Annotated in this window: 20 protein-coding genes and 1 pseudogene; 10 read left to right on the top strand and 11 right to left on the bottom strand. The window is 45.2% G+C overall.

Annotated features, from left to right (window positions below):
* The first annotated feature begins 324 nt into the window (after window positions 1-324).
* From dnaE to BFN00_RS09290, 9 genes are all read left to right on the top strand, one after another.
* Window positions 325-3,897 carry a DNA polymerase III subunit alpha gene (dnaE, locus tag BFN00_RS09330; RefSeq protein ID WP_071851244.1) on the top strand — a complete coding sequence of 1,191 codons (3,573 nt, stop codon included), beginning with the start codon at window positions 325-327 and terminating at the stop codon, window positions 3,895-3,897.
* A gap of 37 nt (window positions 3,898-3,934) precedes the next feature.
* On the top strand, window positions 3,935-4,783 hold the full coding sequence (locus BFN00_RS09325) for an RNA methyltransferase (protein ID WP_004646690.1): 849 nt from the start codon (window positions 3,935-3,937) through the stop codon (window positions 4,781-4,783).
* Window positions 4,783-5,592 (top strand): serine O-acetyltransferase, encoded by an 810-nt coding sequence (cysE, locus tag BFN00_RS09320; RefSeq protein ID WP_004279928.1) that lies wholly within the window; start codon window positions 4,783-4,785, stop codon window positions 5,590-5,592. The genes BFN00_RS09325 and cysE overlap by 1 nt, the downstream gene beginning before the upstream one ends.
* A 117-nt stretch (window positions 5,593-5,709) precedes the next feature.
* Window positions 5,710-6,660 carry an ABUW_2363 family tetratricopeptide repeat lipoprotein gene (locus BFN00_RS09315; RefSeq protein WP_004646689.1) on the top strand — a complete coding sequence of 317 codons (951 nt, stop codon included), beginning with the start codon at window positions 5,710-5,712 and terminating at the stop codon, window positions 6,658-6,660.
* A 120-nt stretch (window positions 6,661-6,780) separates the two neighbouring features.
* On the top strand, window positions 6,781-8,787 hold the full coding sequence (locus tag BFN00_RS09310; protein WP_071851242.1) for an esterase/lipase family protein: 2,007 nt from the start codon (window positions 6,781-6,783) through the stop codon (window positions 8,785-8,787).
* A gap of 335 nt (window positions 8,788-9,122) precedes the next feature.
* Window positions 9,123-11,756, top strand: coding sequence for a DNA mismatch repair protein MutS (gene mutS / locus BFN00_RS09305; RefSeq protein ID WP_071851239.1), 2,634 nt, complete (start codon window positions 9,123-9,125; stop codon window positions 11,754-11,756).
* Window positions 11,757-11,960: 204 nt separating this feature from the next.
* Window positions 11,961-12,284, top strand: coding sequence for a ferredoxin FdxA (fdxA, locus tag BFN00_RS09300; RefSeq protein ID WP_004279936.1), 324 nt, complete (start codon window positions 11,961-11,963; stop codon window positions 12,282-12,284).
* A gap of 137 nt (window positions 12,285-12,421) precedes the next feature.
* Window positions 12,422-13,141, top strand: coding sequence for a D-Ala-D-Ala carboxypeptidase family metallohydrolase (locus BFN00_RS09295; protein ID WP_004279938.1), 720 nt, complete (start codon window positions 12,422-12,424; stop codon window positions 13,139-13,141).
* 132 nt (window positions 13,142-13,273) lie between these two features.
* Entirely contained in the window at window positions 13,274-13,939 is a 666-nt protein-coding gene (locus BFN00_RS09290) for an O-methyltransferase (protein WP_071851237.1), read from the top strand.
* Window positions 13,940-14,107: 168 nt separating this feature from the next.
* Here BFN00_RS09290 and BFN00_RS09285 read toward each other — a convergent pair whose 3' ends face one another.
* The 11 genes and pseudogenes from BFN00_RS09285 to BFN00_RS09235 all read right to left on the bottom strand — a co-directional run bounded on the left by BFN00_RS09285 (window position 14,108) and on the right by BFN00_RS09235 (window position 24,891).
* Complete coding sequence (locus BFN00_RS09285; RefSeq protein WP_004279943.1) at window positions 14,108-14,950, bottom strand: universal stress protein; 843 nt, start codon at window positions 14,948-14,950, stop codon at window positions 14,108-14,110.
* 193 nt (window positions 14,951-15,143) lie between these two features.
* Entirely contained in the window at window positions 15,144-15,761 is a 618-nt protein-coding gene (locus BFN00_RS09280; protein WP_071851235.1) for an acyltransferase, read from the bottom strand.
* Window positions 15,754-16,353 carry an IMPACT family protein gene (locus tag BFN00_RS09275; protein ID WP_044110240.1) on the bottom strand — a complete coding sequence of 200 codons (600 nt, stop codon included), beginning with the start codon at window positions 16,351-16,353 and terminating at the stop codon, window positions 15,754-15,756. The genes BFN00_RS09280 and BFN00_RS09275 overlap by 8 nt, the downstream gene beginning before the upstream one ends.
* A gap of 119 nt (window positions 16,354-16,472) precedes the next feature.
* Complete coding sequence (locus BFN00_RS09270) at window positions 16,473-17,660, bottom strand: beta-barrel domain-containing protein (RefSeq protein ID WP_071851233.1); 1,188 nt, start codon at window positions 17,658-17,660, stop codon at window positions 16,473-16,475.
* The gene (locus BFN00_RS09265) at window positions 17,657-19,798 is read right to left on the bottom strand and encodes a type I secretion system permease/ATPase (RefSeq protein WP_071851231.1); all 2,142 of its coding nucleotides are present in this window, start codon (window positions 19,796-19,798) and stop codon (window positions 17,657-17,659) included. Before BFN00_RS09265 ends, BFN00_RS09270 begins: the two co-directional genes overlap by 4 nt.
* A pseudogene (locus BFN00_RS09260) lies at window positions 19,795-21,275 on the bottom strand (TolC family outer membrane protein). The gene BFN00_RS09265 and the pseudogene BFN00_RS09260 overlap by 4 nt, the downstream one beginning before the upstream one ends.
* A 205-nt stretch (window positions 21,276-21,480) precedes the next feature.
* Entirely contained in the window at window positions 21,481-22,224 is a 744-nt protein-coding gene (lptB, locus tag BFN00_RS09255; protein ID WP_005104345.1) for an LPS export ABC transporter ATP-binding protein, read from the bottom strand.
* Window positions 22,224-22,790: a lipopolysaccharide transport periplasmic protein LptA gene (gene lptA / locus BFN00_RS09250; protein WP_004646679.1), complete on the bottom strand. Its 567-nt coding sequence runs from the start codon at window positions 22,788-22,790 to the stop codon at window positions 22,224-22,226. The genes lptB and lptA overlap by 1 nt, the downstream gene beginning before the upstream one ends.
* Window positions 22,774-23,322, bottom strand: a complete 549-nt coding sequence (lptC, locus tag BFN00_RS09245) for an LPS export ABC transporter periplasmic protein LptC (protein WP_004646678.1) — start codon at window positions 23,320-23,322, stop codon at window positions 22,774-22,776. The genes lptA and lptC overlap by 17 nt, the downstream gene beginning before the upstream one ends.
* A gap of 33 nt (window positions 23,323-23,355) precedes the next feature.
* The gene (locus tag BFN00_RS09240) at window positions 23,356-23,895 is read right to left on the bottom strand and encodes a KdsC family phosphatase (protein ID WP_005171295.1); all 540 of its coding nucleotides are present in this window, start codon (window positions 23,893-23,895) and stop codon (window positions 23,356-23,358) included.
* Window positions 23,896-23,898: 3 nt separating this feature from the next.
* Window positions 23,899-24,891, bottom strand: coding sequence for a KpsF/GutQ family sugar-phosphate isomerase (locus BFN00_RS09235; RefSeq protein WP_071851229.1), 993 nt, complete (start codon window positions 24,889-24,891; stop codon window positions 23,899-23,901).
* A gap of 483 nt (window positions 24,892-25,374) precedes the next feature.
* On the opposite strand from BFN00_RS09235, the gene cysS reads away from it, so the two are divergent.
* Window positions 25,375-26,796, top strand: coding sequence for a cysteine--tRNA ligase (gene cysS / locus BFN00_RS09230; protein ID WP_071851227.1), 1,422 nt, complete (start codon window positions 25,375-25,377; stop codon window positions 26,794-26,796).
* Window positions 26,797-26,813 lie beyond the last annotated feature (17 nt).

Raw genomic sequence — 26,813 nt, 5'->3', positions numbered from 1 at the left:
CTTCATTTGAGAATCTAAGTTTTTAATACTTACGATCCCTTTCTCATTATTTCAAAGTAAAGTCCTGCAACTATTTGATACGTGCCACGGCGACAGGAAGTCGCCCGTTGATTTGTGGCACATGGAAGTGCCATCAGATCAACAAAGGGGTTTTGTTACTTTTGTCCCGTCAAAAGTAAAAGAAAATATCTTCTAACAACTAACTAATCAGCTTAAAAAATCAAATTCAAACTTGACCTAAAAGTTAGCCATTTCCCCTCAATTTCAAACTGAAACAATAAATCCCATGTTAAACTATTCAATGGTTTTAGCAGGGACTCATCTATGCACTTTGTTCATCTTGGTATTCATACAGAATTTTCGATTACTGAATCCATCGTACGGATACCTGACTTGGTCAAAGCTGCCGAAGAAGAACAGATGCCTGCCCTTGCGCTCACGGATCTTTCTAACCTGCATGCTGCCGTCAAGTTCTATGGCAAATGCCTGGGCAAAGGCATCAAGCCGATTCTGGGTTCCGAAATTCGCCTGAATGATGCCGAACATCGCATGACCTTATTGGCCATGACCAATACCGGCTGGCGTAACCTGACTGAATTAGTATCTGAAGGCTTTATCAGTGGCCAGCAACTGGATATTCCCTGCGTTCAAAAACAATGGATTTTAAATCAGCCTGAGGACATGATTGCCCTGCTCGGCATGCATTCCGATGTCGGCAAAATGCTGATGAGTTCAAATCCGCAAAAAGCGGAACCGCTGCTAGAAGAATGGGTCGAAAAATTTGGTAATCGTGTTTATCTTGCCCTGACCCGTACCAATCGTCCGGATGAAGATAACTTTATTCTGGAAGCCGTTAAGCTGGCAAAAAAATACAATATCGGTGTGGTCGCACATAATGATGTGCATTTCATGACCCGTGAAGATTATGAAGCGCATGAAGCACGGGTATGTATTGCAGATGGTTATGTGCTTGGTGACAACCGCCGTCCTAAAACCTATTCACCTGAACAATATTTCAAATCTGCTGAAGAAATGACGGCGCTGTTCTCGGATATTCCATCTGCGATTGAGAACACCTATCACATTGCCAAACGCTGTAATGTGACGCTGCAACTGGGCAAATACTTCCTGCCTGATTATCCGATTCCTGAAGGTCATACCATTGATACCTTCTTTGCACACTTGTCCAAAGAAGGTCTGGAAGAACGCCTGAATTTCCTGTATCCGCCTGAACAACGTGATGAAGACTGGCCAGAAATCCGCAAGCCTTATGATGAGCGTATCGAATACGAGATTAACATCATTAACTCGATGGGATTCCCGGGCTACTTCCTGATCGTTATGGACTTCATTCAGTGGTCGAAAAGTAACGGCGTTCCGGTCGGTCCGGGCCGTGGTTCAGGTGCGGGCTCATTGGTGGCCTATAGCTTAAAAATTACCGATCTTGATCCGCTGCGTTATGAACTGCTGTTCGAACGTTTCCTGAACCCGGAACGTGTTTCGATGCCCGACTTCGACGTCGATTTCTGTATCGCAGGCCGTGACCGCGTAATTGACTACGTGGCACGTACCTATGGCCGTGATGCGGTCTCCCAGATTGCAACATTCGGCACCATGGCTGCCAAAGGTGCGATTCGTGATGTTGCACGCGTTTTGGGTAAATCTTATGGTCTGGCGGATCGTATTTCGAAAATGATCCCAACCAAGCCTTTAGGTCTAAGCCTGCTTGAGTCACTAGAAGCTGAACCTCAGCTTAAAGATATCGTCACCAATCCATCCAATCCAGATCATGACGATGCAGCCGAAATCTGGGAAATGGCACTTAAACTGGAAGGTATTACCCGAAACACTGGTAAACACGCCGGTGGTGTGGTCATCTCGCCAACCAAAATTACCGATTTCTCTGCGGTCATGTGTGATGCCGATGGTACCGGACGCGTGGCACAGTTCGATAAAGACGATGTCGAATCTGCAGGTCTGGTGAAATTCGACTTCTTGGGTCTGCGTAACCTGACCGTGATTGAAGATGCGGTTAAAAATATTAATAAACGCATCAAAGCGGATAAACCTTTAGATATTGCCTATATCCCGCTTGAGGATAAAGACGCATATCTGGTCTTTGCCAATGCTAACACCACCGCGGTATTCCAGTTTGAATCCGTGGGCATGAAAAAGATGCTGAAAGAGGCACGCCCGAGCAAGTTTGAAGAAATTATTGCTTTCGTGTCGCTGTACCGTCCAGGCCCGATGGATCTGATTCCTGACTTTATTCACCGGATGCATGGTGGTGATTTTGAATATTTGCATCCATTACTTGAAGGCGTACTAGAACCCACCTACGGGATTATGGTGTATCAGGAACAGGTCATGCAGGCTGCACAATACTGTGCTGGCTATACCCTCGGTGGCGCGGACTTGTTACGTCGGGCCATGGGTAAGAAAAAACCGGAAGAGATGGTCAAACAGCGCCAGATCTTTATTGAAGGTGCATCGAAAAAAGACATTGATGAAGCTACCGCCAACCATATCTTCGACTATATGGAAAAGTTCGCCGGCTATGGTTTTAACAAATCGCATGCGGCTGCCTATGCTTTGGTTGCTTACCAAACTGCATGGCTAAAAGCGCATTATCCGGCGGAATTCCTGTCTGCGGTATTGACCTCGGAGATGCAGAACACCGACAACGTGGTATTTCTGATTGATGACTGTCGCAAGAATAATCTGGAAGTTTTGCCGCCGTCAGTGAATATGTCGCTGTATCAATTCCATGCCACTGATGAGCAAACTATTGTCTATGGTCTGGGGGCAATCAAAGGCGTCGGTGAAGCGGCGATGCAATCGGTGATTGACTCACGTGCGCAAGAAGGTCCATTCCGTGACTTATTTGATTTCTGTCATCGTATTGACCTGAAAAAAATCAATAAGCGCACCCTGGAAGCACTGATTCGCTCAGGTGCACTGGATTGCTTAGGCATTGATCGTGCCGACCTGATGGCGCAACTGCCTGAAGCGGTTCAAGCTGCGGAACAGGCACGTTCCAACCGTGAAACCGGCATCATGGACTTGTTTGGCGAAGTGGAAGAAGTTCAGCGCAAGCCATCTAAACCCGTCAAACCTTGGGCGGATGAAGTTCGCCTGAAAGGTGAGAAAGACACACTTGGTCTGTATCTGACCGGCCACCCGATTGATGTGTATCGCAATGAGCTGAAAGCCTTTGTGCCTAGTCAGATCAATGAGCTAACGCCGACCCGCCGTGGTGTAACCACCGTGTTTGCAGGACTGGTGGTAGATATTGCCAACTTCCCGAACCGGATGATGATGACCCTAGATGATGGTACGGCACGGATTGAGATTTCAGCCAATCACGAACGCTTCAACCGCTTTAAAGAGATTATCCAGCTCGATAAAGTGGTGGTGATTGAAGGCGAAATCTATGAGCGTGAAGGCTTTGACCGTCCGATGGGACGCCTCACCAAGGCATTTAGCCTGAATGAAATTCGCCAGAAACGTGCCAATAGCATCAAGATCACTCTCACAGCCGAGCATTTCAGCAAGAGCTTGAGCCGGGACTTGCAGCAGATTCTGACTCCTTATTGCAATGTTGATATGTCCGCACATATTCCGGTGATTCTGTATCTGGACTATCCGTATGCCACGACTGAACTGCATCTGGGTCTCAACTGGAAAGTCGCCCCACTGGATGAGCTCTTAGCCAAATTGCGTGACTATTTTGGTAAAGAAGCCTTGCATATTGAGTATCAGGTCAAGTCCAAAGCTGCCAAAGCCGTGTCCTATGAACAGGCCAAGCCGGTGGATATTCCTCCGCCGCCTGCGGGCATGAGCATGGATGATGCACTGGAGCTGTATCAGGCTGAATCCCAGCCGCAATATTCATAAATCCTGATCTTTAAAACACCTTAAAATTGGAATCCTCATGAGTCAAATTGACAATGCTGCTGTTTCAGCACATCTCTCCCATGTGCGTATTGTCATGGTCAATACCACTTTACCTGCCAATATCGGCAGTGCCTTACGTGCCATGAAAACCATGGGCTTGTCCAAGCTGGTTCTGGTGGCACCGAAAACCTATCCGCATCCGGATATTGACGCGCTGGCCGCGGGTGCAACTGACCTGATCGAGCAGATCGAGATTGTAGAAACCCTTGAAGATGCCATTAAAGACTGTCAGATTGTATTCGGTACCAGCGCACGTAGCCGTACCATTCCCTGGCCGCTGTTAGATGTGCGCCCTGCCGCTGAAAAAGCCATGTCCGCCGTGGTACAAAATCAGCAGGAAGTCGCGATTCTATTTGGCCGTGAAGACCGTGGTCTGACCAATGAAGAACTGGCGATGGCCAATTATCATCTGACTATTCCTGTGAATACTGATTATGGCGTACTGAATGTAGCTCAGGCGATTCAGGTGATCTGCTATGAGATGCGCATGGCAACGATGAGTCAAATTGAACAGCCACGTGATGCTAAAGCGACCATGCAAGTCATTGATGGCATTGAAATGGAATGGGATGAACCTTTGGTCAACCATGCCCAGATGGAACAGTTCTACCCGCACTTGGAAAAAATGCTGGCAGAAATTGAATTTATGGATCCAAAAAATCCAAGATTATTGCCTTTACGCTTGCGTCGTCTCTTCGGACGTATACAATTAGATCGTATGGAATATCACTTACTTCGTGGTATTTTCAGCCGTGTTCAGGCATTGAATAACGGTACCTGGAAAAAATCTTCACACACATCATCACAGGACGAGGATCAAATCTAATGCTAAAACAGCTCAAAGAAGATATACAAGCTGTCTTTGCGCGCGATCCTGCAGCACGCAATACCTTAGAAGTCTTAACCACTTACCCTGGCATTCATGCGCTGATCATGCATCGCATGGCACATGAGCTATGGAACAAAGACTGTAAAGGAACTGCGCGTGCGTTGTCTTCGTTTAGCCGCTTTGCCACAGGCATTGAAATCCATCCGGGTGCAAAAATTGGCCGCCGTTTCTTTATCGATCACGGTATGGGTGTCGTAATTGGCGAAACTGCTGAAATTGGCGATGACGTGACGCTTTATCACGGCGTGACTTTGGGTGGAACGACCTGGAATAAAGGTAAACGTCATCCAACGCTAGAAGATGGCGTAGTAGTCGGTGCTGGTGCCAAGATTCTAGGGCCATTTACCGTGGGTAAAAATGCCAAAGTCGGTTCTAATGCGGTCGTCACCAAAGCGGTTCCTGAGAACGCCACAGCTGTGGGCAACCCGGCACGTTTTATCACCAAAGACAAACCCAAAGATGATGCTGAAGCGCGTCGTCGTGACTATGCAGAAAGTATCGGTTTCCAGCCCTATGCCGCAACTGAAGACCAGTCCGATCCGATTTTGGAAGGCATGCGGATTCTGCTGGATCGCATTCAGCAAAATGAAAAACGCATGAACAACTTGTGCAATCGTCTTTCTTTGTTAGATCCGACCTTTAACAAGCAGCAACAGGATGGCCAGCCTTTGAGTAAAAAAGAGTTGGAGATTCTGGAAGAAGCGCGCCGTGAATGTGAAGCGCAAACCAGCCAATCCAAAGCCTGAATATCACACTTCACTCTGTAACACGTGTTTACTTGCATGATCGTTATACTTTTCATAGACTGACGATCATGCAATTTTTGAATAGATGTTTTAAAAATAACAGAATGGATGACTATTATGACCTTTAAGCCCTTGGCACTTGCTTGCTTAGCATTCACAATTACTGCGTGTTCAACCACTCCTCAGAAATCTGCTGAGAAACCTGTAGATCAAGTGGTTTTTGTAGAGCCTGAACTGAGCCCACCATTTTATGCTTTAAATCCATTCAATTATAATGAACCACCTGAATTTGAAGTGCATTTGAAAAAAGCTGCAGCGCAGCCTGTAACTAAGATGGTGGTGACGGATCCTAATGATCCATCCAAGCAACTGACCCTGGATGTGAATAAACTGATTATTCCAGTGGTAGATAGCAATACACGTGCAATGCGTTATGCAGCACTTGCCAATTCAAATGAAATCGATATCACCGAAATTGACGATTTCCTGCAAATGGTCGAAGGTAAGGCACGTCATTATCCACCACGTTTCAGCGATCGTCAGGAACGCCGTGGTTTTGAAGCCAAATTGCGTGAAGTCACCCGACAACTGGATACTTTAGCGGCCCGTCCAAATGCCTCTTTTGATGTGTTGATGCGTGCTTTTAAAGCCAGCGTGATGGCACGTAACCTGGATCTGGGTTCAGTTTATACCACCAATTCCCTGACCTATGCCCAGCGTATTCTCAAAATTAACCCGGATGATCCTGAAGTCAACTTCTGGTTTGGTTTTGGTCTGTCTGAAGGCGGTGGTCAACGTGAAGCCATCGCTTATCTGGACAAAGCCATGAAAGCTGGCGTTCAGGAGGCTTATCTTTCTGCAGCCAATAACTATATTGCATTGGAACAGAAAAAAAATGCCACTCAAACCTTGGCGAACTATAAAGTGAAATATCCGCAAGAAGCTGAAGTAGCAGACCGTCTGATTCAGGAAATTGAGAAAAATGGTCGCTGGAATGTTTGGCAAATTTTGCAAACATCAACACCCGCTCCGGCTACAGACCCAGCAACAGCACCGGTGACCCCATAATCAAGATTCGCTTCAATTTGATTACAAATAGACTGCTACGGCGGTCTATTTTTATGGGAAAAAATTAGTAAAATACAAAACATTATCCCGCTTTATAACTTGAATTCAGTGAAAAGTTTTATGCACGAAAAAATAAATAAAAGATTAATGCTGTGCACTTTACTCATCACCAGCGTACTCAGCGGCTGTCAGGTGGTCAGTGTTAAGGAACAGGCGATTAATGTCACGCTGAACAATGAGCGTGACAGCATCTTGACCCGCGACAAGCTTAGCGAAGCCAGTCTGAATGTGTTGTCCATGACAGGTCGTGAAGCTCAGATCTGTATTGATCAGCCCGAAGAATGTGTGGAAGATCTGAAAAGTATTCCCCAGATTTTAGATGAACAATTGCTTTCTACAGCAAGTGAATTATATCTAGCCAACTCCTTACAAAATGCCAAGTCTGCCGAATGCAACACCGGTGTTTTAAACAAAACCCGATCACCGGAAAAACAGCAACAACACAAGCAGAATATCCAGAAATGTCTGGATCAGCAGCTCACTATGCTGGATAAAAGCATTCGTTATAGCTATGCCTATCTATTTAAAACCGAGCGTGCGCCGCAAGAGCGTATTTTTGATAACCGCCAGGTTCAGATTCGTGACTTTTATAACCTGGCGATTGCCCATCTGATTCAACGCTATGCTGAACGTTATAAAACCAAACAGTCCGGCCAGCGCATTCAGGTCGGTGATAGTGTATATACCATTGATCTGGAAAATTTTCCGCAGCTGAAAAACCAGACCATTGAACAGCTGATGTCCACCTATAACATGAACTTTTCCGGCCTGCGTTCTATCACCCGCCGTGATGGTTTTGGTTCAGAATTTTTAGTGGTCTTACCTGAAGCACAGCAAACCGAGCAAGATAAAAAATATATTGTCGATCCGCTCAAGCACAATTATCCAAATGGTATCAATCCAAATATTCATTCAGCCCGCTATCTGGCGACCACCATTACCGCTGTACCCAAATCCGCGAATTCGACCGAACAGATTCTCTCTAGCTCTGAGTTTCACCTGAAACTCTATGATCCTTATAAACATGAAAAGATCAAAGTGGCTTCGAAAGAATATGCGCTGGCCGCCAACTTTTCCGCACCTTACGGCTTATGGCTGGCCGAGAACAATCTGGGGCGTTTAGCCTATCTAACCCTGATTAATCGCGAAGACAGTCTGAGCATGCCGCATCTGTACATGCTGGAACCTTATAATCCGGACAAGAAAGTGCTGGTATTGATTCATGGCTTGGCCAGTAGTCCTGAAGCCTGGATTCGTCTGACCAACGACATTATGGGTGATCCGGTATTAAGAAAAAATTTCCAGGTCTGGCAGGTATTTTATTCTACTAATATGCCGATTCTGGAAAGCCGTTTTCAAATTAATGCAGTGGTTCAGCAAGGCTTTGCCCAGGTCGCGAACAATGCGCCAGCCAAAAAAGATGCGGTACTGGTCGGACACAGTATGGGAGGAGTGATTGCCCGTTTAATGGTCAGTCAGGCCGATATTACCCAAGATGCATTTAAGCTGGTACAAAATACCCGCATTGCCCAGTTTAAAGATAATCCGTTATTTAAAGCACGCCTGCAAATGCAGCCTATTCCGAACTTTAGCCGAGCCATTTTCTTAGCGACACCGCATCGTGGAACGGAATATGCCGACCGCTGGCACACCAAACTGGCCCGTAAAATTATCCGTATACCGGGCGCATTTTTGGGTGCCTTTGCCGATACCCTGCAAGGTGAGATCGGGTTAAAGGAGTTTGTTAAAGAACTGGGGCATGACCTGATTCAGAATGGTCCGAGTGATCTCAGTGAAAATTCGAAATTTACTGCATTAACTGAGGATATTCAGCCTTCTAAAAATATCAAATTTCACTCGATTATCGGCAATACCGTAGATACGCAAGATACCAAGCTCATGAGCGATGATATCGTTTCATATGAGAGTGCTTACCTAAATGGTGCTGTATCTAGCAAAGTCATTAAGGGTGGTCACTCGATTCAGGAAACGCCTGAAGCCGTACTGGAATTACGCCGGATTCTCAGATTACATCTGACCGACCTTGGTCTTTATGATCCGGAATAAACTATCGTCTTGATTGAGACTTGCCACCGCATGTTCGCATCCGGTGGTTTATTTTTTAAAATTGCAAATAATGCTGAATAAGAAGCCATAGCGACAGATCTGAGCGCTGACTTAAAGATTCATCTGGAATTTCATTTCTTTCTAAAAATTAAATTTGATAGACTTGCTGCAATACAGCTTTAAAGCTGAATTGAATCAGCAGATTCATTTCACATTTTCGATCTCCTGTGCTCAACCATGTTGGATTGGCCTGATTGAAAATGTGCTTTAAATTTTCCTGCATAGCCTATTGAGCAGTATTTGCATTTATCTCTTGTTGAAAGGATTTATTTTTAATGACCAGTTCAGAAATTATGGCTGATCTTTCTACCTTAACGCCCATGATGCAGCAATACATGTCGGTGAAAATGCAGCATCCGCATTCTTTGATGTTTTATCGTATGGGTGATTTTTATGAACTGTTCTTTGAAGATGCACACAAGGCAGCCAAGATTTTAGGCATTACCCTGACCCATCGCGGTAAAGCCAATGGTCAGCCGATTCCTATGGCGGGCGTGCCTTATCATGCAGCCGAAGGTTATCTGGCACGTCTGGTCAAAAAAGGCGAAACCGTGGTGATCTGCGAGCAGATCGGTGAAGTCACTGGCAAAGGACCGGTTGAGCGTGGTGTGGTTCGAATTATTACGCCAGGTACCCTGACCGATGATGCCATGCTCGGTGCACATCAAAGCTCGAATCTGGTGGCTTTGTGTATTCAACAGAATCAGATTGGCATTGCACTTCTCGATCTCAGCGCCGGCCTATTTAAAGTCCAGCAGCAGGATTATGATCTTAACCAGCTCATGATTGAACTGGCGCGTTTGATGCCAAGCGAAATTCTGCTGGATGAAAATATCGCTGATCCGACATTGACCGAACAACTCAAACAGCAACTGGATATCTCGGTCACCAAACGTCCCGATGTCGACTTCAACCTGAACAATGCGCAAAAAACCTTATGCGACCAGTTTGCTGTCAGCACGCTTTCAGGTTTCGGCATTGATCATTTACCTTTGGCTAAAGCAGCGGCTGCGGCACTGATTCACTATGCAAAAGAAACCCAGAAAACTGCGTTACCGCATATCCGCACGATTCAGCTAGAACAAAGTTCAGATTTTATTGCTTTGGATCCGGTGACACGCCGCAATCTGGAGCTGATTGAGCCTTTATTTGAACATGGGACATCTTTATTTCAGCTCATCAATGATTGCCAGACTGCTATGGGTGGACGCTTGCTCAGTCGCACCCTGATGCAACCTTTACGCGATACCGCGCTGCTGGATGAGCGCCTGGATGCCATTCAAGCCCTGCTGCAAGGTTTCCACGAAGTGCCTGTACGTCTGGTCCTTAAAGAGATTAGCGATATTGAACGTGTGCTGAGCCGTATTGCGCTTGGCAGTGCCCGTCCACGTGATCTGGTACAATTGCGTCAGGCCTGTGCGCAAATTCCATTTTTACGTCATGCCCTGCAACCGATTGTGAGTCAGCAACAGTCCAAGCTTTTAGTACAACTCAATGAAGAGCTAGGCGACTTCCATGGTCTACATCAACGCCTGATGTCAGCCATTGTTGAAAATCCGCCAGTCCTGCTTCGTGATGGTAATGTCATTGCAGAAGGTTTTGACAGTGAACTCGATGAACTGCGTCAGATTCGTGATCATGCCAGCCAGTTCCTGATTGATCTGGAAATCAAAGAGCGTGAAGCTAGTGGTATTCCGGGACTGAAAATTGGCTACAATCGTGTCAGTGGCTATTATATTGAGCTGACTCGCGCACAGGCCGAACAGGCACCTGAGCACTATATTCGTAGGCAAACCCTGAAAAATGCCGAACGCTACATCACACCTGAACTGAAAGCATTTGAAGACAAAGTCTTATCCAGCGAATCACGTGCCTTGGCCCGTGAAAAAATGCTGTTTGAAATGCTACTGGATGAACTCCGTCAGGATATCGGCAATTTACAGATGATGAGCAGCGCCATAGCCCAGATTGATCTGATTGCGAATTTTGCCCATCAGGCGCGTTTACGCAACTGGTCGCGTCCAAAATTCAGCCCTGAGGTCGGCGTAAGTATCACTGCCGGACGACATCCGGTGGTAGAGGCCCTGAGTAAAACCGCCTTTACCCCGAACGATACGCAACTGGATTTTTCTCATCGGATGGCCATCATTACCGGCCCCAACATGGGCGGTAAATCCACATTTATGCGCCAGACTGCATTGATCGTGTTGCTGGCTTATTGTGGTGCCTATGTTCCAGCGCAAGCTGCAACCTTAGGTCCGGTTGACCGTGTTTTCACCCGTATTGGTTCGGCCGATGATTTATCGACCGGCAAATCGACCTTTATGGTGGAAATGACCGAAACCTCGCAAATCCTGCATCATGCCACCAGCCAGTCTTTGGTACTGATGGATGAAGTTGGCCGTGGAACCAGTACCTATGATGGCTTGTCTTTGGCTTGGGCCTGTGTGCTAGATCTGACGAAACGCATTCAATGTTTGTGTTTATTCGCCACGCATTATTTCGAACTGACTGAACTGGATAAGGAAAGTGGCATTAACAACTACCATGTCACGGCCAAAGAGCTGAATGGCAATCTGATTTTATTGCATAAGGTGCAACATGGCCCGGCCAGTCAAAGTCATGGCTTGCAAGTCGCGAAATTGGCAGGCATTCCGGCTGCGGTGATTAAAGAAGCGCAAAACCGCTTAAAGATTCTGGAAAAACAGCATCAGGCCAAGCCACTGAGCCCGCAGCATGATCTGTTTGCAATGCCTGAAGTTATGGAGCCTATAGAACGTATCATCGAAATTGAAAAAGAATCGCCTGCACTGGACTTACTCGAAGATATTGATGTAGATAGTTTAACTCCGCGTGAAGCCTTGCAGCAGTTATATGCGCTCAAAGACCTGATCAAACAGCCAAGTTAATTCTCGGTCCTAGACCTCATCTGGCATAGGGTCGATGTCCTGAACATAGCGATGAATGCTGTAATTCATCGGTATGCGACCTTTTTTCAAATTTAACAGCCCTATATATAACAAATATCAATAAAAGGAATTGTTAGTTCCCCCTGTTTTTGCCTAAAATACAGCATTCGTAATTAGAACCATATTTTTTAGGTAGCTGTCGCCATGACCTTCGTTGTCACTGAAAATTGTATTAAATGTAAATATCAAGACTGTGTTGAAGTTTGCCCTGTAGACTGTTTCTATGAAGGTCCTAACTTCCTTGTGATTAACCCGGACGAATGTATCGACTGTGCGTTATGCGAACCTGAATGTCCGGCAAATGCAATTTTCTCTGAAGATGAATTACCAGAAGGTCAGGAAGTCTTTATTGAACTGAATGCTGACCTGTCACAAAAATGGCCAAATATCACACAAATTGGTGACCAGCCAGCAGACCGTGAAGAATGGAATGGCAAAGCAGACAAATTACAATACCTTGAAAAGTAATTAGTTTAAACTTTAAAAGATCAGCATTTGCTGATCTTTTTTATACTCAACGCACACATTTCATTGCAATATTCTCCAAATTTCTCCCTATATTTAGTCTAAAATAGCGCTATTTTGTAAATATCTGATTTCTATAAATGAAGAACTTGTTAAAGGGATTATTGAGTCTTTGTATAATTCCTCTTGTTTTTGTGGGCTGTACTACGACTACAAAACAACCTGGACAGGCCACCACACCTGCTGGAAAACGGATTTACATTCCACAAGAACGTGTTCAATACGATCGTAAAGCCCACCCGAAAACTGTGCCTTATGTGTATACCCACTGGGTATCGGCACTGGATAATTTGTCACGCGTGCGTGAATATGAGGTTTTTCTGGAACGTCATGGGGTTGGCAATATCATTCCGAGTTTCGAGTTAATGCGTACTGCACGTGATTGGGCCAAGTGTGGTCGTTCCCAATACATGATTCCAAGCCGTGAATTATGGGCCAATCAGATCCCAACTTTAAAAGTCTTTAAATATCTGGTTGCAGCCAATGTACTGACTGATTTTGAAGTCACATCAGTCTATCGTGACCTGCCTTTGAACCAGTGTGCCGGTGGTGCCAATTCTTCACGCCATCTTTACAACTCTGCGATCGATTTCCGGATTGGGCCTGAATATCCTCAGGCACAAGATTATAGCTATATTGAAAATACCAAGTTCAAATTGTGTCAGTTCTGGGTCCAGCATGGTCAAAGCCTAAATATGGGACTCGGCATGTATGCTTCTGGCCAAATCCACATCGATACCCAAGGTTATCGTACCTGGGGACCGAGTTTAGGCCGTAATTCCTCGATGTGTAATTACTAAGTCATGACAACCACTCTACAAAGTTCATTCAGGACATTGTAGAGCCTAAAAAATCATCACCTATAGAACAATAAATTGCGCTCTGCCGCGAAAAGTTTAAAATGCACGTATCGCAATCGAGGTGCTAAGACTATGCAACAAATGTGGACAGACATTGATCACTACATTGATTCACATTTAATTCCTGAAGACCCTATTCTGAATCAAACTCTTGAGAATACCGCAGCGCACGGTTTTCCTGATCATCTGGCTGTAGCACCGAACCAAGGCATGTTGTTGCAGATGCTAATCCAGATGAACCAATGTAAACGTATACTGGAACTCGGCACATTTGCAGCATATAGCACCATGTGGCTGGCACGTGCCTTGCCGGATGATGGCTATATCCTGACGATTGAAGGACGTGATACCCATGCGGCAATGGGTCAGGAAAATATTGATCGCGCGCAGCTTAAACAGACCGTTGAACTGAAATGCAGCCGTGCAGCAGATGTGCTTAAAGCCCTGCCTGAAGATACGGAAGCTTTCGATTTCATCTTTATTGATGCAGACAAACAGAGTTATCCAGAATATCTGGAACTCAGTTTAAACTTGTCGCACTCAGGTACACTTATTTTTCTGGACAATGTGATTCGTGCGGGTGAAATCATTAATCCGGACAATAGTAAACCAAGTATTGAAGGCATTCGTGACATGTTTAAAGCGCTTCAAAATCATCCACGTATCTTGTCATGCACTGCTTTACAAACGGTTGGCAGCAAAGGACATGATGGTTTTGCACTCGCGATTGTGAAATAAAACAATAAGAACAAAAATCACCCAATTACATATTTATTATAAATAACATTAACTTATAAATATTAACCACAGAGTTATCCACAATATATGAGGATAACTCTGGTTATTTTTAAATCAAGCTGTAACAATTTACGATTAGACTTCGCGCTTAGTTATTTTATGTAATCCTCACTTCGCAACCAGTAAAGGCACTTTAGAATTACGGAAAATAGTGGTGGCAATACTACCAAGGAAAAATTGGTGAATTTTACTGTGACTAAATGCACCCAACACGATCAGCTGAATTCCCAGTTCCTGCTGATAGGTCAAAATATTTTCTGCGACATCGCCATAGCGGTATTGTGGCACCACATCTAAACCGGCCTGATTTAAATATTGCAAAGGCTCATTTAGAATTTCAGCATGATCACCGATATATAACAGATGGCATTGCAATAAGCGCAGCAAATCACTTTCCGCAATCCGTTTCATCATCTTGATACAGGTCGGTGAATATTCATAAGCGAAAATAAATCGTGTCGGTGGCTTAAACTGTTCTCCGACCGTCATCACGGTACAATTGGCACCACGAATAAAATTTTCCACATTGGTGCCAATTGGTTTATTTTTTTCAGCCGAGCGTTCACCGAGCAATCCAATCACCGCAATATCATCAGGCTGCAGGATCTGAAAGCTTTGTTCCAGAAAATCACCTTTTTCCTGAATATGTGTGGTTTGAATGCCATGTTCTGCCAGAATCCGCTCGGAAATGTGTTGCAGCAGGTTATTGCTATAATCCAGCGCGATTTCACTTTGTTTTTGTTCAAGCTCAGCCAGTTCTTTGAGTAACATGGCATTGCTTTCAAAGCCGATCACTCCGCTGATTTCCCCCAGATGATAACTGGCCGGGTAATAATCCAAAACCTGTAACAGGACCAGTTCACGGCCAGTCTGTTTGGCAATCCATGCCGCCGCGTCAGCCAGCGCGTTTATACATGGTGATGAGTCGATGCAGGCGATGACACGTTTCATGTTTAGCCTCTCTTCTATTTATGATAAAAATTTCTTAGTTATTTTTAACTTAGCATAAGCATTCAAAAATGTGCAGCAAAATCTGTAAGGCTTGAATTGAAATATGTTAACTTTTATGTGAACAAATATAGATCAACATATCGATCTATTTGCTGAGTCAGGCTGTTGTATCAAGCAATTGACTTCCAAAAGCTTATTCACGATAGCGAATGAATTGAGCCGGATTACCAGCGACAATCGTGCGTTCCTCAACATTCTTGGTCACCATACTGTTCATTCCCACCACGGCCTGATCTGCGATTTTAATTCCGTCCTTGATACCGACGTGCGCACCCAGCCACACATCCCGCCCGATCTCAATGCCTTGTGAACGTACCGGCTGCTGATAAATCGGCTGCTCCAGATCCATGCCGTGATCAAAGGCATAAAGATGACAATAAGCGGCGATACGTACCTGATCATGCAGTTTAATCCCCACCCGACCACCGTCCAGAATGCAGTGATGATTGATCGCCACTTCATTGCCGATCTCTAGTGGGCCATGTAAGGTGCAATCTGCAGCGATAAAGGTATTATCACCAATAATGATTTTACGTCCCGGCTCCGCAAAAATATGTGCCAGTGGTGAAATAAAACAGTTTTCACCAATCTCAATGGTTTCCATTTCCATCAAGTAAGCCTGATAGTCCTTTTGCCACGCTTCTGCCCAGCTACGATTTTTAGGCTTTAAAGACCAGTACAGCCAAGGCATATAATTCAGGCGATGTTTGTGCTGCTCACGATATTTCAGTAATGGATCTACGTCAGTCATCTGTCGCTTCTTCTATGATTTTGAGCTGTTCGCGGCCACGGGTCACATCTTGAATTTTCAGGGCAAAGGGTTGAATTTGATGTAACTGAAATAAGGCGCTGACCTGCACCCCTTCGGCTGTATATTCTTCCTGATAATCGATTTGCTGCTGATTCAATTCATATTGAAAGATGGCCCACTCATTGAATTGACAGGAAAATTGCACCTTCTTCTTTTCAATCAGTTCAATTTTTTCTGCCAACAACAAACATTGTCCAGCACAACCGCCATAGGCACGTACCAAGCCACCTGTTCCCAGCTTGATCCCGCCATACCAGCGATTGACCAGTACCAGCACATTGGTCAGCTCATTGCCTTCAATGGTCGCCAGTATCGGACGTCCTGCAGTACCTGATGGTTCACCATCATCATTAAAGCGTACCTGATGGCCAATTTTCCAGGCCCAGCATTGATGCGTGGTGCTTGGATCGCGATAGGCCTCCAGAAAATCTTTCACGTCCTGCTCATTTTCAACAGGGGTGGCAAAGGCCTGAAAGCGACTTTTTTTGATGTCTTCCTCGAAACTGACCAGGCTGGCAATGGTAAATGGCATAACTTCAGGCTTTAAACTCTCACTGCTGCAGTATACCTGCTTTGCACAGACAAATAAAAAGCCTCTCCACGGAGAGGCCTGATTTTGATCGATTGTTTTACTCAATTGCTTGGCAAATATTACCGTTCACGCAAGGCTTCTTTGGCTTTATTAAATGGCTTGATCAGATAATCCATCACGGTTTTTGAACCAGTACGAATATCCACGGTGGCCACCATCCCTGGAGTAATATTGAACTCCTGCCCGGCATTATTGCTGAGCTTGTCGCTATCGGTACGGATATACACCCGATAATAAAATTGATCCTGCTTGACTTCATCACGCAAGGTATCCGGTGAAATCATCGCAACTTTACCATTCAACCCACCATAGATCGAATAATCATAAGCTGTAATTTTAACCAATGCTTCCTGATCAGGGCGAATAAAGGCAATATCACGCGGCGAGATTCGTGCTTCAACCAGTAATTTTTCATCCAGTGGCACGATGGTCATCAACTTGCCATTTTGTGGAATCACGCCGCCCAGCGTCATCACATCAATCTCTTTGACGACACCGCGAACCGGTGATTTAAAAACAGTTCGGCTCAAAGTATCCGACTTGCCACGTACCACCTGTTGCTGGGTTTCTACATCAGTATTGGCTTTGGACAATTCTTCCCGCGCATTCACATAATATTGATTACGGATATCATTCATCTGATTACGCAGGTCATTGGCTTCACGTTTTAGACGCAACACTTCAACCTCACTGGCTGCCCCTTTGGCGACCAAGGGAGCGGTCATTTCCAGTTCTTGCTGCACCAGTAACAAAGCCTGTTCCAGGCCTGCAACAGATTCTTGCAAATTGGCTCGACGCGACTGATACAGGGCCGTTTCTTCTTTAACCAATTTGGGGTATTTCAACACTTCTTCAGGAAAGACCAACGGTGCGCCGGTGACTTCCGCACGTAAACGGGCTGAAGTGGCACGTGATGACACTAGCAAGGATTCTGATTCACCGACGTTGGATTCAAAGCGGGTCGGATCAAGCTGGGCCAATACTTGCCCACGCTCGACAATCTCACCTTCTTTGACATTAAGTTTAGTCAAAATACCGCCATCCAGAGACTGACTCACCTGCTCTTTAGAAGATGGAATCACTTTACCCGTACCGGTAGAGACTTCTTCCAAGCTAAATAACCAGGCCCAGATCAGCAATACCAATAAACCAATGCCGACAATCCAGATAATGACACTCGATTTAGGTAAAGGTGGTTCCTGAAAGCTGACTTTGCTTGAACGTTTTAGTTCTTTGAGTTCACTCATGCACTTGCTCCAACAACCCGCTTATTACCACCTTGCGACTGATTTAGGATCTGATCCCGTGGCCCATCCATGACAATCTTGCCATCATTGACCACCAGAATACGATCCACTAGTTCCAATACCGCACGGCGATGGGTCGCAACTACCATGGTACGATGGGTTAAATACCCTTTAAGATGATCAATCAACTGTTTTTCTGACACATCATCAATGGCGGCAGTCGGTTCATCCAGCAGCAAAATTTTTGGCTGACGGATCAACAGTCGCGCCAATAACAAAGCTTGACGCTGCCCGCCAGAGAAGCCGACACCGCCCTCTAAAATGATATGATCCAGCCCTTCTTTTTTCTCCTGTACAAATCCCAGTGCACCGGTAATTTGTAAGGCTTCCAGAATTTGCTGATCGGTGGCCAAAGGTGCACCCAAAGTCAGGTTTTCACGAATTGAACCATAAGATAACTGCGAGTTCTGATTTAGCAAACTCATATCACGCCGCACATCTGACGGATCAATCAGGGTCAGATCAATCCCATCCAGCTTGACCTTGCCCTGTAACGGTGTCTGCATCCCAGACAAGAGCTGCAACAAGGTCGATTTTCCTGCACCATTACGGCTCAGAATTGCAATTTTCTCCCCGGGCTTGATCTCTAGCTTGGGAATCATCAAACTCGGTTTCGGATCATCATCGCCATATTTGAACACCACACCGTTGAGCTCATAATGCCCATCCAGTGCCGGACGATGAATCAGGTGCGAATAATCCGGCTGGTCCACCGGTTTTTTCATGAGTTCATCCAAACCAGCCTTGGCGACTTTAGCCTGTTGCAAGCGACCCAGTACACCCGTAATTTGTGAAATTGGTGCCAGCATGCGTGAAGATAGAATCGAACAGGCCACCAGTGCACCAGTAGTCATATCACCCTCCATAACGGCAAAAGCTCCGACCAGGACCACAATCGCAAAGGTCAGCCCCTGAATTTTTTGCGTCCAGGCCGTCATCAAGCCGACAATTTTACGTTGCTGCATACTGACATCAGCCGAAACTTCATTCATATGGTTCCACTGATTCTGGAAACGCGTTTCAGCCCTGAGCAGCTTGATATCTTCAATTCCTTGCACAGCTTCTACCAGTAAAGCATTACGGATGGCCGATTCACGCATGCCCAACTGGGCCAGTTCTGCCAGTTTTTTCTGTGCCAGAATTCCCGGCAGAATCATTAAAGGCACAACGAGTAACATGACCCAGAACAAATTGCCACCGATCACCCAGAAGATGCCCAAGAACAGGAAGAAGAATGGCAGATCGGCAATTGCTGTGACTGTGGTTGAAGTCACCAGTTCGCGGACGCCTTCCAGCTCGCGAATTTGTGAAATAAAGGTTCCTGTCGATTTGGAACGTTCACTGTTTTTGATACGTAATGAATGACCAAACACCCGGTCAGAAATTTTTAAATCCGCGCGTTTACCAATAATGTCTGACAGATAGATCCGCGAGACACGTAAAACAAACTCAAAAATCGCGGCGATCAGTACACCACCGGCCAACACCCATAACGTCGGAATAGATTGTGATGGAATGACACGGTCATAGACATTCATCGAGAAGACTATCGTGGCCAGTGCCAGAATATTGGCAATTAAAGATGCAAACATCACATCGATATAACGCTTCCAGTCATTCAGGACAATCGACCAGAACCAGTTTTTTTCAAAAGGTTTGATATATTCATCAACACGTGCATCCGGAACTGAAGATTCAGGACGCAGTACATAAAGATGCTTTACGCCAGTATCTAATTGTTCAACTGTAAAGCTTTGAGATAAACCTTCATCACCACTGAGCTGAATGCTGACATTCCCCTGCGTATCAATGCGTTCGATCACCCCCACATCACCACTATCGAATTCAACCAGCAAAGGTAAACGCCATGGATTCAGCAGGCTGCGCTCAAATTTATTTTTACGGACATTTAAACCCATCTGACGACTGACAATCTTGAGCATGTCATCGATGTCATGATGCTGGTTCCAATCCAGTTGCAGGCGAATTAGCTCCTCAGAAGGCTCAATCCGGTAATGCCGAGCAATATTTAAAACTGCCTGAAGCCAAGGTTGATAATTTATTATTGTAGTACTCATGGCTGAACTTCAAACCCCTGAATAGAAATGCTGTTAAGCGCGTAAATATCCCGTGTACGGCCCGTGACCTGAATGTACTGTACGATCGCCGAATAAATATCATAGCGTGCCGATTCAATTTCCTGTGCGGCACTATGAATGGCTTGCTCTGCATTCAGCAAATCCACCACGGTTCGGGTACCCAATTTATATTGTTCTTGATACAGCTCTTTGGTGCGTACCGTGGTTGCGCGGCGCTGGGATAAAACCGCCATTTGTTTTTTTTATTTTCAATCTGTTCTCGGATCAAGCGCACCTGATCCAGCACATCCAGATAGACCGTATTGACCTGTGCTCGTGCAGCTTCTTCGGCATAGCTTGCGGCACGGGTCTGTGAACGCGTTGCACCACCCTGATACAAATTACTGCTGGCTTCAATCATGACTGAATTATAAAAACCATCATCTTCATTATTATTTGGATTCCGTCCATTCATCGCCTGACTTAGACTGCCTTTAACACTAATAGTCGGATAAGGACTTAATCGCGCCTGATCTTTTTGCAAACGGGCAACATTGACCCCGGCATGGGCCAGAATCATGTTCGGAATCTGGGTAAATTCCGGATCCTGATAAAGATCGGCCTGTGCCACAATACGATCAGGAATATCCCATTCAACAGTGGATACATCAAATCCTAGCAAGGTACGCAAGCGTTGTTGATATTGTCTGAGCTGGGTCTGCTGTACAATCAGATTCGATTGCGCTGCTTCCAGATTGGACTGGGCCTGAATCGGGTCGGCCTGACTGCTGATTCCGGCGCGGGCACGCAAATTGGCAATTTCTGCAATCCGTCCAATGCCCTGAATCTGCTGTTGGGCAATCTGGGTGATTTGCTGATAACGTTTGATATTCACTATTGCATCTGCTACTTCAAATGCAATCTGATCCAAACTAACCAGCGCTCTTGCCTGTTCTTCTGCCAAGCGGGCTTCTTCCACACTGATATTGGTTTTAATTTTGCCAAAGTCATACAGCATCTGGGTGGCATTCAAAGAAACGATTTGTCGTCCACGTTCACCTGAAGTGAGATCCCCTGTCCCGATACCACCGGACACCTGCGGATAATAACCCGCTCTCGCTACATCAATATTGGCTGCCTGCGCAGATAATGTCGAAATACTCTGGGTGATTTCAGGACGTCGTTGCACTGCCCGGTGTACGGCTTCCACCAGATTCATTTTTTGTGGAATGCCACCTGTGATCGTAGGACTTAAAGCTGACTGTCCTGACTGTGGTCGGGTAATTTACGGCAGCTCAGCTACTTTTGATGTATCTAATGAATAATGACCAAGCGACGTGATATCAATGCTATGCGCTGACCGTGTCGGTTTGGGTGCAATCAGCTGGCTCAAGCCATTCTTGAGATTGGAAAAATAATGGGGTGAGTTTTCTGCATGCGCCAAAGACACAGATAAAGGCAAAAGAAGAAGTATCAATCTCTTTCTTTTTTGATCTGTTTTCCCCTGATTTTTTTTAAAGTGTTCTGCCCTAAATCGCATAATTATGTAATGTTTCTTGTTTTAGCCTAACAATATATCAAATCCTTTTAAAAGAAATCTTTTTCACTTTGATTTGAGCAAAAAAAACCCTGCATCCGACAACTTGCGTCTGATGCAGGGTTTTTATATAAAGCAGGATTATTTAAACAGTGAAATCATCACCCAGATAAACTTTTCTCACAGTCTCATTTGCCAGAATTTCTTCTGGTGTGCCTTCAGCAAGCAATGCGCCTTCACTGACAATATAGGCATGCTCACAAATCGCCAGCGTTTCACGCACGTTATGATCGGTAATCAGTACCCCAATTCCGCGATCTTTCAAGGTCGTAATAATATCCTTAATATCTCCGACCGAAATCGGATCGACACCGGCAAAAGGTTCATCGAGTAGCATAAATTTTGGATCAGCCGCGAGTGCACGCGCAATCTCGGCACGACGTCGCTCCCCACCGGATACACTCATACCCAAGGAATCTTTGATATGGGTGATTTTAAAGTCTGCCAGTAGCTCCGCCAGACGTTGCTGACGTTGTGCCTTGGTCATATCTTTACGGGTTTCCAGAATCGCCATAATATTTTCGGAAATTGTCAGTTTTCGGAAAATCGAAGCTTCCTGCGGCAAATAACCAATTCCCTTACGTGCCCGTTCATGCATTGCGAGGTCGGAAAGATCTAGATCATCGAGATAGATTTCCCCCTTATCCATCCGCACCAGACCGACCACCATATAGAAACTGGTGGTTTTACCGGCGCCATTTGGTCCCAGCAACCCAACAATCTGGCCACTTTCCATGCTGAACGACACATCTTTCACTACCCAGCGTTTATTATAGTTTTTCGCCAGATGCTTAATGGTTAAGGTTTGAACCTGCTGCGATTGCTCCATTAATCACGCGCTCCCGGGAAGGATGTTGAACTAGAGGGTGGAATCACGATTTGTACACGGCCAGACGATGAACCGGTTTTGTTTGGTGTTCCGGTAGCTTCGATATCGCCTTTGTTCATGCTGTATTTTAAAGTCGCACCACGAATACTAGCACCGTCCTGTTGCAGGAAGGCATTACCTGACAAGGTAATAATCCCGGTTTCAGCATTGTAGACAATTTTCTGCGCCTGACCTTTGGCAAGACCTTTGGCCGGATCCACTTTTTGCTGGAACTGTGCCGGGCTGCCAGTAGCCGTAATCAGGCTGATCTGGCGCTTATTGTTCAGATTGGCCACAATCGAATTGGCTTGCAGCTTCATGGTGCCCTGTTCAATGATAACGTTGCCCGAATACGTCGTCACACCCGTCCGCTCATTGAAAGTCGCCCGGTCAGCCAGCAAAGTGATTGGCTGGTTACGGTCAGATGGCAGTGCAAAAGCAGCGATTGAACCGAGTCCAACCACAGTCGCCAGCGTCATACGCTTCAGGAAAGTGTGCATCATTTTGGCTTTAGGAGTTTGGTTCATACTTTCCTCGAATATTAAAGAATTCGTATTGACCATCATTAAGATTGGCTTTAAGACCCTGGCTGACGAATTCAGCCTGTGGAGATTCCACAATCACTGTCTTGTCTGTTTCAATTTCACGTGTTTTCGGAAAAGCAGTCAGTTCTTCAGTACGAAACTGCATTTTTCCATTTTGCATGATTTTGGTGGCGAGCACTTCTTGAGAGAGTACAACTTTTGTATTGTCATCATAACCATGCGCCATTTTGGCAAAGAAAGTCGCATCGACTTTACCATTGTCATAGGTCGATGCTCGCAGATTTTCCAGCTTTGAGGTTTCTAGCTGCAGGTTCTGCTCGAGTCGGTCCACTTGGGCACGAACCGACACCTGGCCAGCTTCATCCGTCTGGGTTAAGTTAATATTTTGAGCGGAATAGGTCATGCTGCGCGCAGAATCTGCCTGCAGCTTGTTGCCCTTGCCGCTGTAATAGTAATAACCACCACTTATTGCGGCAATAATCACAGCCGTAATATATAAAACTTTAGTATCCATAAGCGGTGTACTTAATCCAAAAGATATGACTTATTAATAAGGCGCACGAGTATATTTTTCAAGTAACTCTTGGTATACGCCTTTGGACATCAGCAGCATATCGCAGATTTCACGTACTGCACCACGGCCACCCAGCGCCTGAGTCACCAGATCTGCACGGCGACGAACTTCGATATGACCATTCGGCACGGTCACTTTCATGCCAGCAATGGCAAAAGCAGACAGATCAGGCCAGTCATCGCCCATATATAAGCAATCTTCAGGGTCGATATTGAGCTGTGCACATGCTTCACGTAGTGCTGTGCCTTTATCTTCACGGCCCTGATAGACCAGATCCACACCCAGGTCAGACATCCGTTTTTCGACAATATTACTTTTACGGCCAGTGATAATAATCACCTTGATTCCAGCCTGCTGAACCAGTTTCATACCTAGACCATCGCGGATATCGAATGATTTGATTTCATCACCAGTATTGGTCAGCGTTACAAAGCCGTCACTTAAAATACCATCTACATCAAGCACTAATGCTGCAATATGACGTGCCTGCTCTAATAATACATAAGATGCCATTTATTAATTTACCCCAGCCTGAATCAGGTCATGCATACTAATCACACCAATCACTTTATTGGCCTCATCAACCACTACAAACTGGTTGATTTTACGTTCATTCATACGTTCCAGCGCCACGACTGCACGTGCTTCCTGAGAAATCGTAAGCGGATTCTTGGTCATCACGTCCTGAATTGCCAGATTGACATCAAAACCTTGCTGTTTATCAATTAAACGACGCAAGTCACCATCGGTAAAAATTCCCAGCAAGACATCATTTGCATCTACGACCGTGGTCAATCCCAGACGTTTGTTGGAAATTTCATACAATACTTTGTTCATGGCGGTATCTGGTGAAACTTTAGGTAAATCATCACCCGTACGCATCAGATGTTTTACATGTAATAACAGGCGCTTACCCAAAGCTCCGGCGGGATGCGAGCGGGCGAAATCATCTGAAGTAAAACCACGCGCATCCAGTAACGCCACCGCCAAAGCATCGCCTAAGGCCAAGGTGGCAGTCGTTGATGAGGTGGGTGCCAACCCGAGCGGACAGGCTTCCTGAATATTACCCAGGGTCAAAGCCACATCGGCATTTTGTGGCATTGGGCCACGCTCATCGCCGCTAATGGTAATTAAAGGAATTTCAAGATGTTTGATGAGTGGCATCAGCATCATGATCTCATCACTCTTGCCTGAGTTTGAAATCGCAATCAGCACATCACCCGCGACCAGCATGCCCAAGTCACCATGACCGGCTTCACCCGGATGCATAAAGAATGAGGGTGTTCCGGTCGAAGCAAAGGTCGCCGCCATTTTACGGCCAATATGACCTGATTTGCCCATTCCGGTAATCACCAGACGACCAGTACACTGTAGAATAATTTCACAGGCCCGGCTAAAACGGCCATCAATCTGTGTGGCTAAAATCTGTAATGCATTTTCTTCGATGCGCAGTGTTTCAAGTGCGACTTTCTGAAAATCGAGTTGATTCGCTGTTTTTTGTGAATTCAAAGCCTGTTTACCTACGTTAAGGACAGAGAAAAACTCTCATTTGATGGGCAAAATTTTCGCAATTTTAGCATAGCTATGCAATTGCAAGCTTTCTAAATGTAGAAGATTCGACAGATTTTTAATATATCTTGATTGTATGTGACTTACGCAGTCTGGTATCTCCATCTCTACATTCGCTTCATTTTTGACGCTGTAAAAGGCGCTTGTTTTTATTTTTTAGGGGAACGCGCTTACGCTATCCAAAATAGGTTTGGTTCAAATCAGACCAGACTCATTCAAATATAATTTAATCATACTGGCAAACATTACCTCTGAAAATGTAAGCTCAATATCGCTATTTCACTTCCTGAACCTCTTCTTTCTAAATCACTCTCGTTGCCTAACTATCCTAAATAACTGAGGCTTTTTGCGCTTTTATCTTTATGAATAATTATGCTTAGGTTAAGATGATTCATCCTTTTATTTGAAGTCTTTTGAACAGCTATGCAACCATTTGTTCTATATAACTCAGAGCAACGCAAAAAAGTAGAATTCGTACCTCGTGTTGAAGGTCAAATTGATCTGTATGTCTGTGGTATGACGGTTTATGACTACTGTCATATTGGACATGCACGTACAGTGGTTGCATTTGACTATATTATCCGTTTCCTGCGTAGCCAAGGCTGGAAGGTCAAATATGTGCGCAATATTACGGATATTGACGACAAAATTATTAAACGTGCCAATGAAAATGGCGAAAGTATCTCAGAATTAACAGGTCGCTTTATTGATGCGATGAATGAAGACTTTGCCAAACTGGGCTGCCTTGCACCTGATGTAGCACCTAAAGCCACAGATTACATCGATCAGATGCAGGATATGATCAGCAACCTGGTCGACAAAGGTACGGCTTATCCATCCAATAATGGTGATGTCTACTTTGAGGTCGAGAAGTTTGCCAAATATGGTCGTCTTTCTGGCCGTAAACTGGAAGATATGCAAGCGGGTGCGTCTGAACGTGTCGATGTCGAAGTTGAAAAGAAACATCCATTTGACTTTGTACTGTGGAAACATGCCAAGGAAAATGAACCGTCATGGGCTTCCCCTTGGGGTAATGGCCGTCCGGGTTGGCATATTGAATGTTCAGCAATGTCGACCTGCTGCCTAGGCAATCATTTCGATATTCATGGCGGCGGTGCTGATTTGACCTTCCCGCACCATGAAAATGAAATTGCACAATCTGAAGCTTCTACTGGTGAACAGTATGTCAATTACTGGATGCATGCCGGATTTATTAATGTCGATGGCGAGAAAATGTCGAAGTCTTTAGGCAATTTCTTCACTATTCGCGACGTGATTGAAAAATTCCATCCGGAAGTGGTGCGTTATTTCATTGTTTCTTCCCATTATCGTAGCCCGGTGAATTACTCGGATGTTGCTTTAAAAGAAGCAAAAAATACCTTATCTCGTTTCTATCACTCGTTTAAAACCTATCAGGCGGTTTATGGTGATCATCTGATTGAAACTCTGGATGAGGCTTTTGTTGAACGTTTTAATACCGCTATGTGTGATGATTTCAATACGCCTGAAGCGATTGCGGTATTGTTCGAAATCAATAAAGAGCTGAATCGTGCGGTGAAAGAAGAAAATGCGGAACAGGCAGCGATTTATTATGCAACTTTGCGTTACCTGACCAATATTCTCGGTCTGGTACGGCAAGACGTAGAAGAGTTCCTCAAGTCTGACATTGGTCAGGAAGCATTGGGACTATCACCTGAACAAATTGAAGATTTGATTCAACAGCGTCAGGATGCCAAGAAAGCCAAAGAATTCGCACGCGCAGACGAAATCCGTCAATCTTTACTTGATCAAGGTGTTGTTCTTGAGGATACCCGTCAAGGTACAGTTTGGCGCCGTGCTGATTAATTAATCAAACAGATTTA

Source organism: Acinetobacter sp. AR2-3 (assembly GCF_001878775.1).
In the GTDB taxonomy this organism is placed as follows: domain Bacteria; phylum Pseudomonadota; class Gammaproteobacteria; order Pseudomonadales; family Moraxellaceae; genus Acinetobacter; species Acinetobacter lwoffii_D.
The sequence above is the reverse complement of the archived record's forward strand: the minus strand, read 5'-3'. Positions and strand labels throughout refer to the sequence as shown.

Bases quoted from the DNA above. Each gene is read 5' to 3' on its own strand.
- dnaE (WP_071851244.1), top strand. From the start codon at position 325: ATGCACTTTGTTCATCTTGGTATTCATACAGAATTTTCGATTACTGAA.
- BFN00_RS09325 (WP_004646690.1), top strand. From the start codon at position 3,935: ATGAGTCAAATTGACAATGCTGCTGTTTCAGCACATCTCTCCCATGTG.
- cysE (WP_004279928.1), top strand. From the start codon at position 4,783: ATGCTAAAACAGCTCAAAGAAGATATACAAGCTGTCTTTGCGCGCGAT.
- BFN00_RS09315 (WP_004646689.1), top strand. From the start codon at position 5,710: ATGACCTTTAAGCCCTTGGCACTTGCTTGCTTAGCATTCACAATTACT.
- BFN00_RS09310 (WP_071851242.1), top strand. From the start codon at position 6,781: ATGCACGAAAAAATAAATAAAAGATTAATGCTGTGCACTTTACTCATC.
- mutS (WP_071851239.1), top strand. From the start codon at position 9,123: ATGACCAGTTCAGAAATTATGGCTGATCTTTCTACCTTAACGCCCATG.
- fdxA (WP_004279936.1), top strand. From the start codon at position 11,961: ATGACCTTCGTTGTCACTGAAAATTGTATTAAATGTAAATATCAAGAC.
- BFN00_RS09295 (WP_004279938.1), top strand. From the start codon at position 12,422: ATGAAGAACTTGTTAAAGGGATTATTGAGTCTTTGTATAATTCCTCTT.
- BFN00_RS09290 (WP_071851237.1), top strand. From the start codon at position 13,274: ATGCAACAAATGTGGACAGACATTGATCACTACATTGATTCACATTTA.
- BFN00_RS09285 (WP_004279943.1), bottom strand. From the start codon at position 14,950: ATGAAACGTGTCATCGCCTGCATCGACTCATCACCATGTATAAACGCG.
- BFN00_RS09280 (WP_071851235.1), bottom strand. From the start codon at position 15,761: ATGACTGACGTAGATCCATTACTGAAATATCGTGAGCAGCACAAACAT.
- BFN00_RS09275 (WP_044110240.1), bottom strand. From the start codon at position 16,353: ATGCCATTTACCATTGCCAGCCTGGTCAGTTTCGAGGAAGACATCAAA.
- BFN00_RS09270 (WP_071851233.1), bottom strand. From the start codon at position 17,660: ATGAGTGAACTCAAAGAACTAAAACGTTCAAGCAAAGTCAGCTTTCAG.
- BFN00_RS09265 (WP_071851231.1), bottom strand. From the start codon at position 19,798: ATGAGTACTACAATAATAAATTATCAACCTTGGCTTCAGGCAGTTTTA.
- lptB (WP_005104345.1), bottom strand. From the start codon at position 22,224: ATGGAGCAATCGCAGCAGGTTCAAACCTTAACCATTAAGCATCTGGCG.
- lptA (WP_004646679.1), bottom strand. From the start codon at position 22,790: ATGAACCAAACTCCTAAAGCCAAAATGATGCACACTTTCCTGAAGCGT.
- lptC (WP_004646678.1), bottom strand. From the start codon at position 23,322: ATGGATACTAAAGTTTTATATATTACGGCTGTGATTATTGCCGCAATA.
- BFN00_RS09240 (WP_005171295.1), bottom strand. From the start codon at position 23,895: ATGGCATCTTATGTATTATTAGAGCAGGCACGTCATATTGCAGCATTA.
- cysS (WP_071851227.1), top strand. From the start codon at position 25,375: ATGCAACCATTTGTTCTATATAACTCAGAGCAACGCAAAAAAGTAGAA.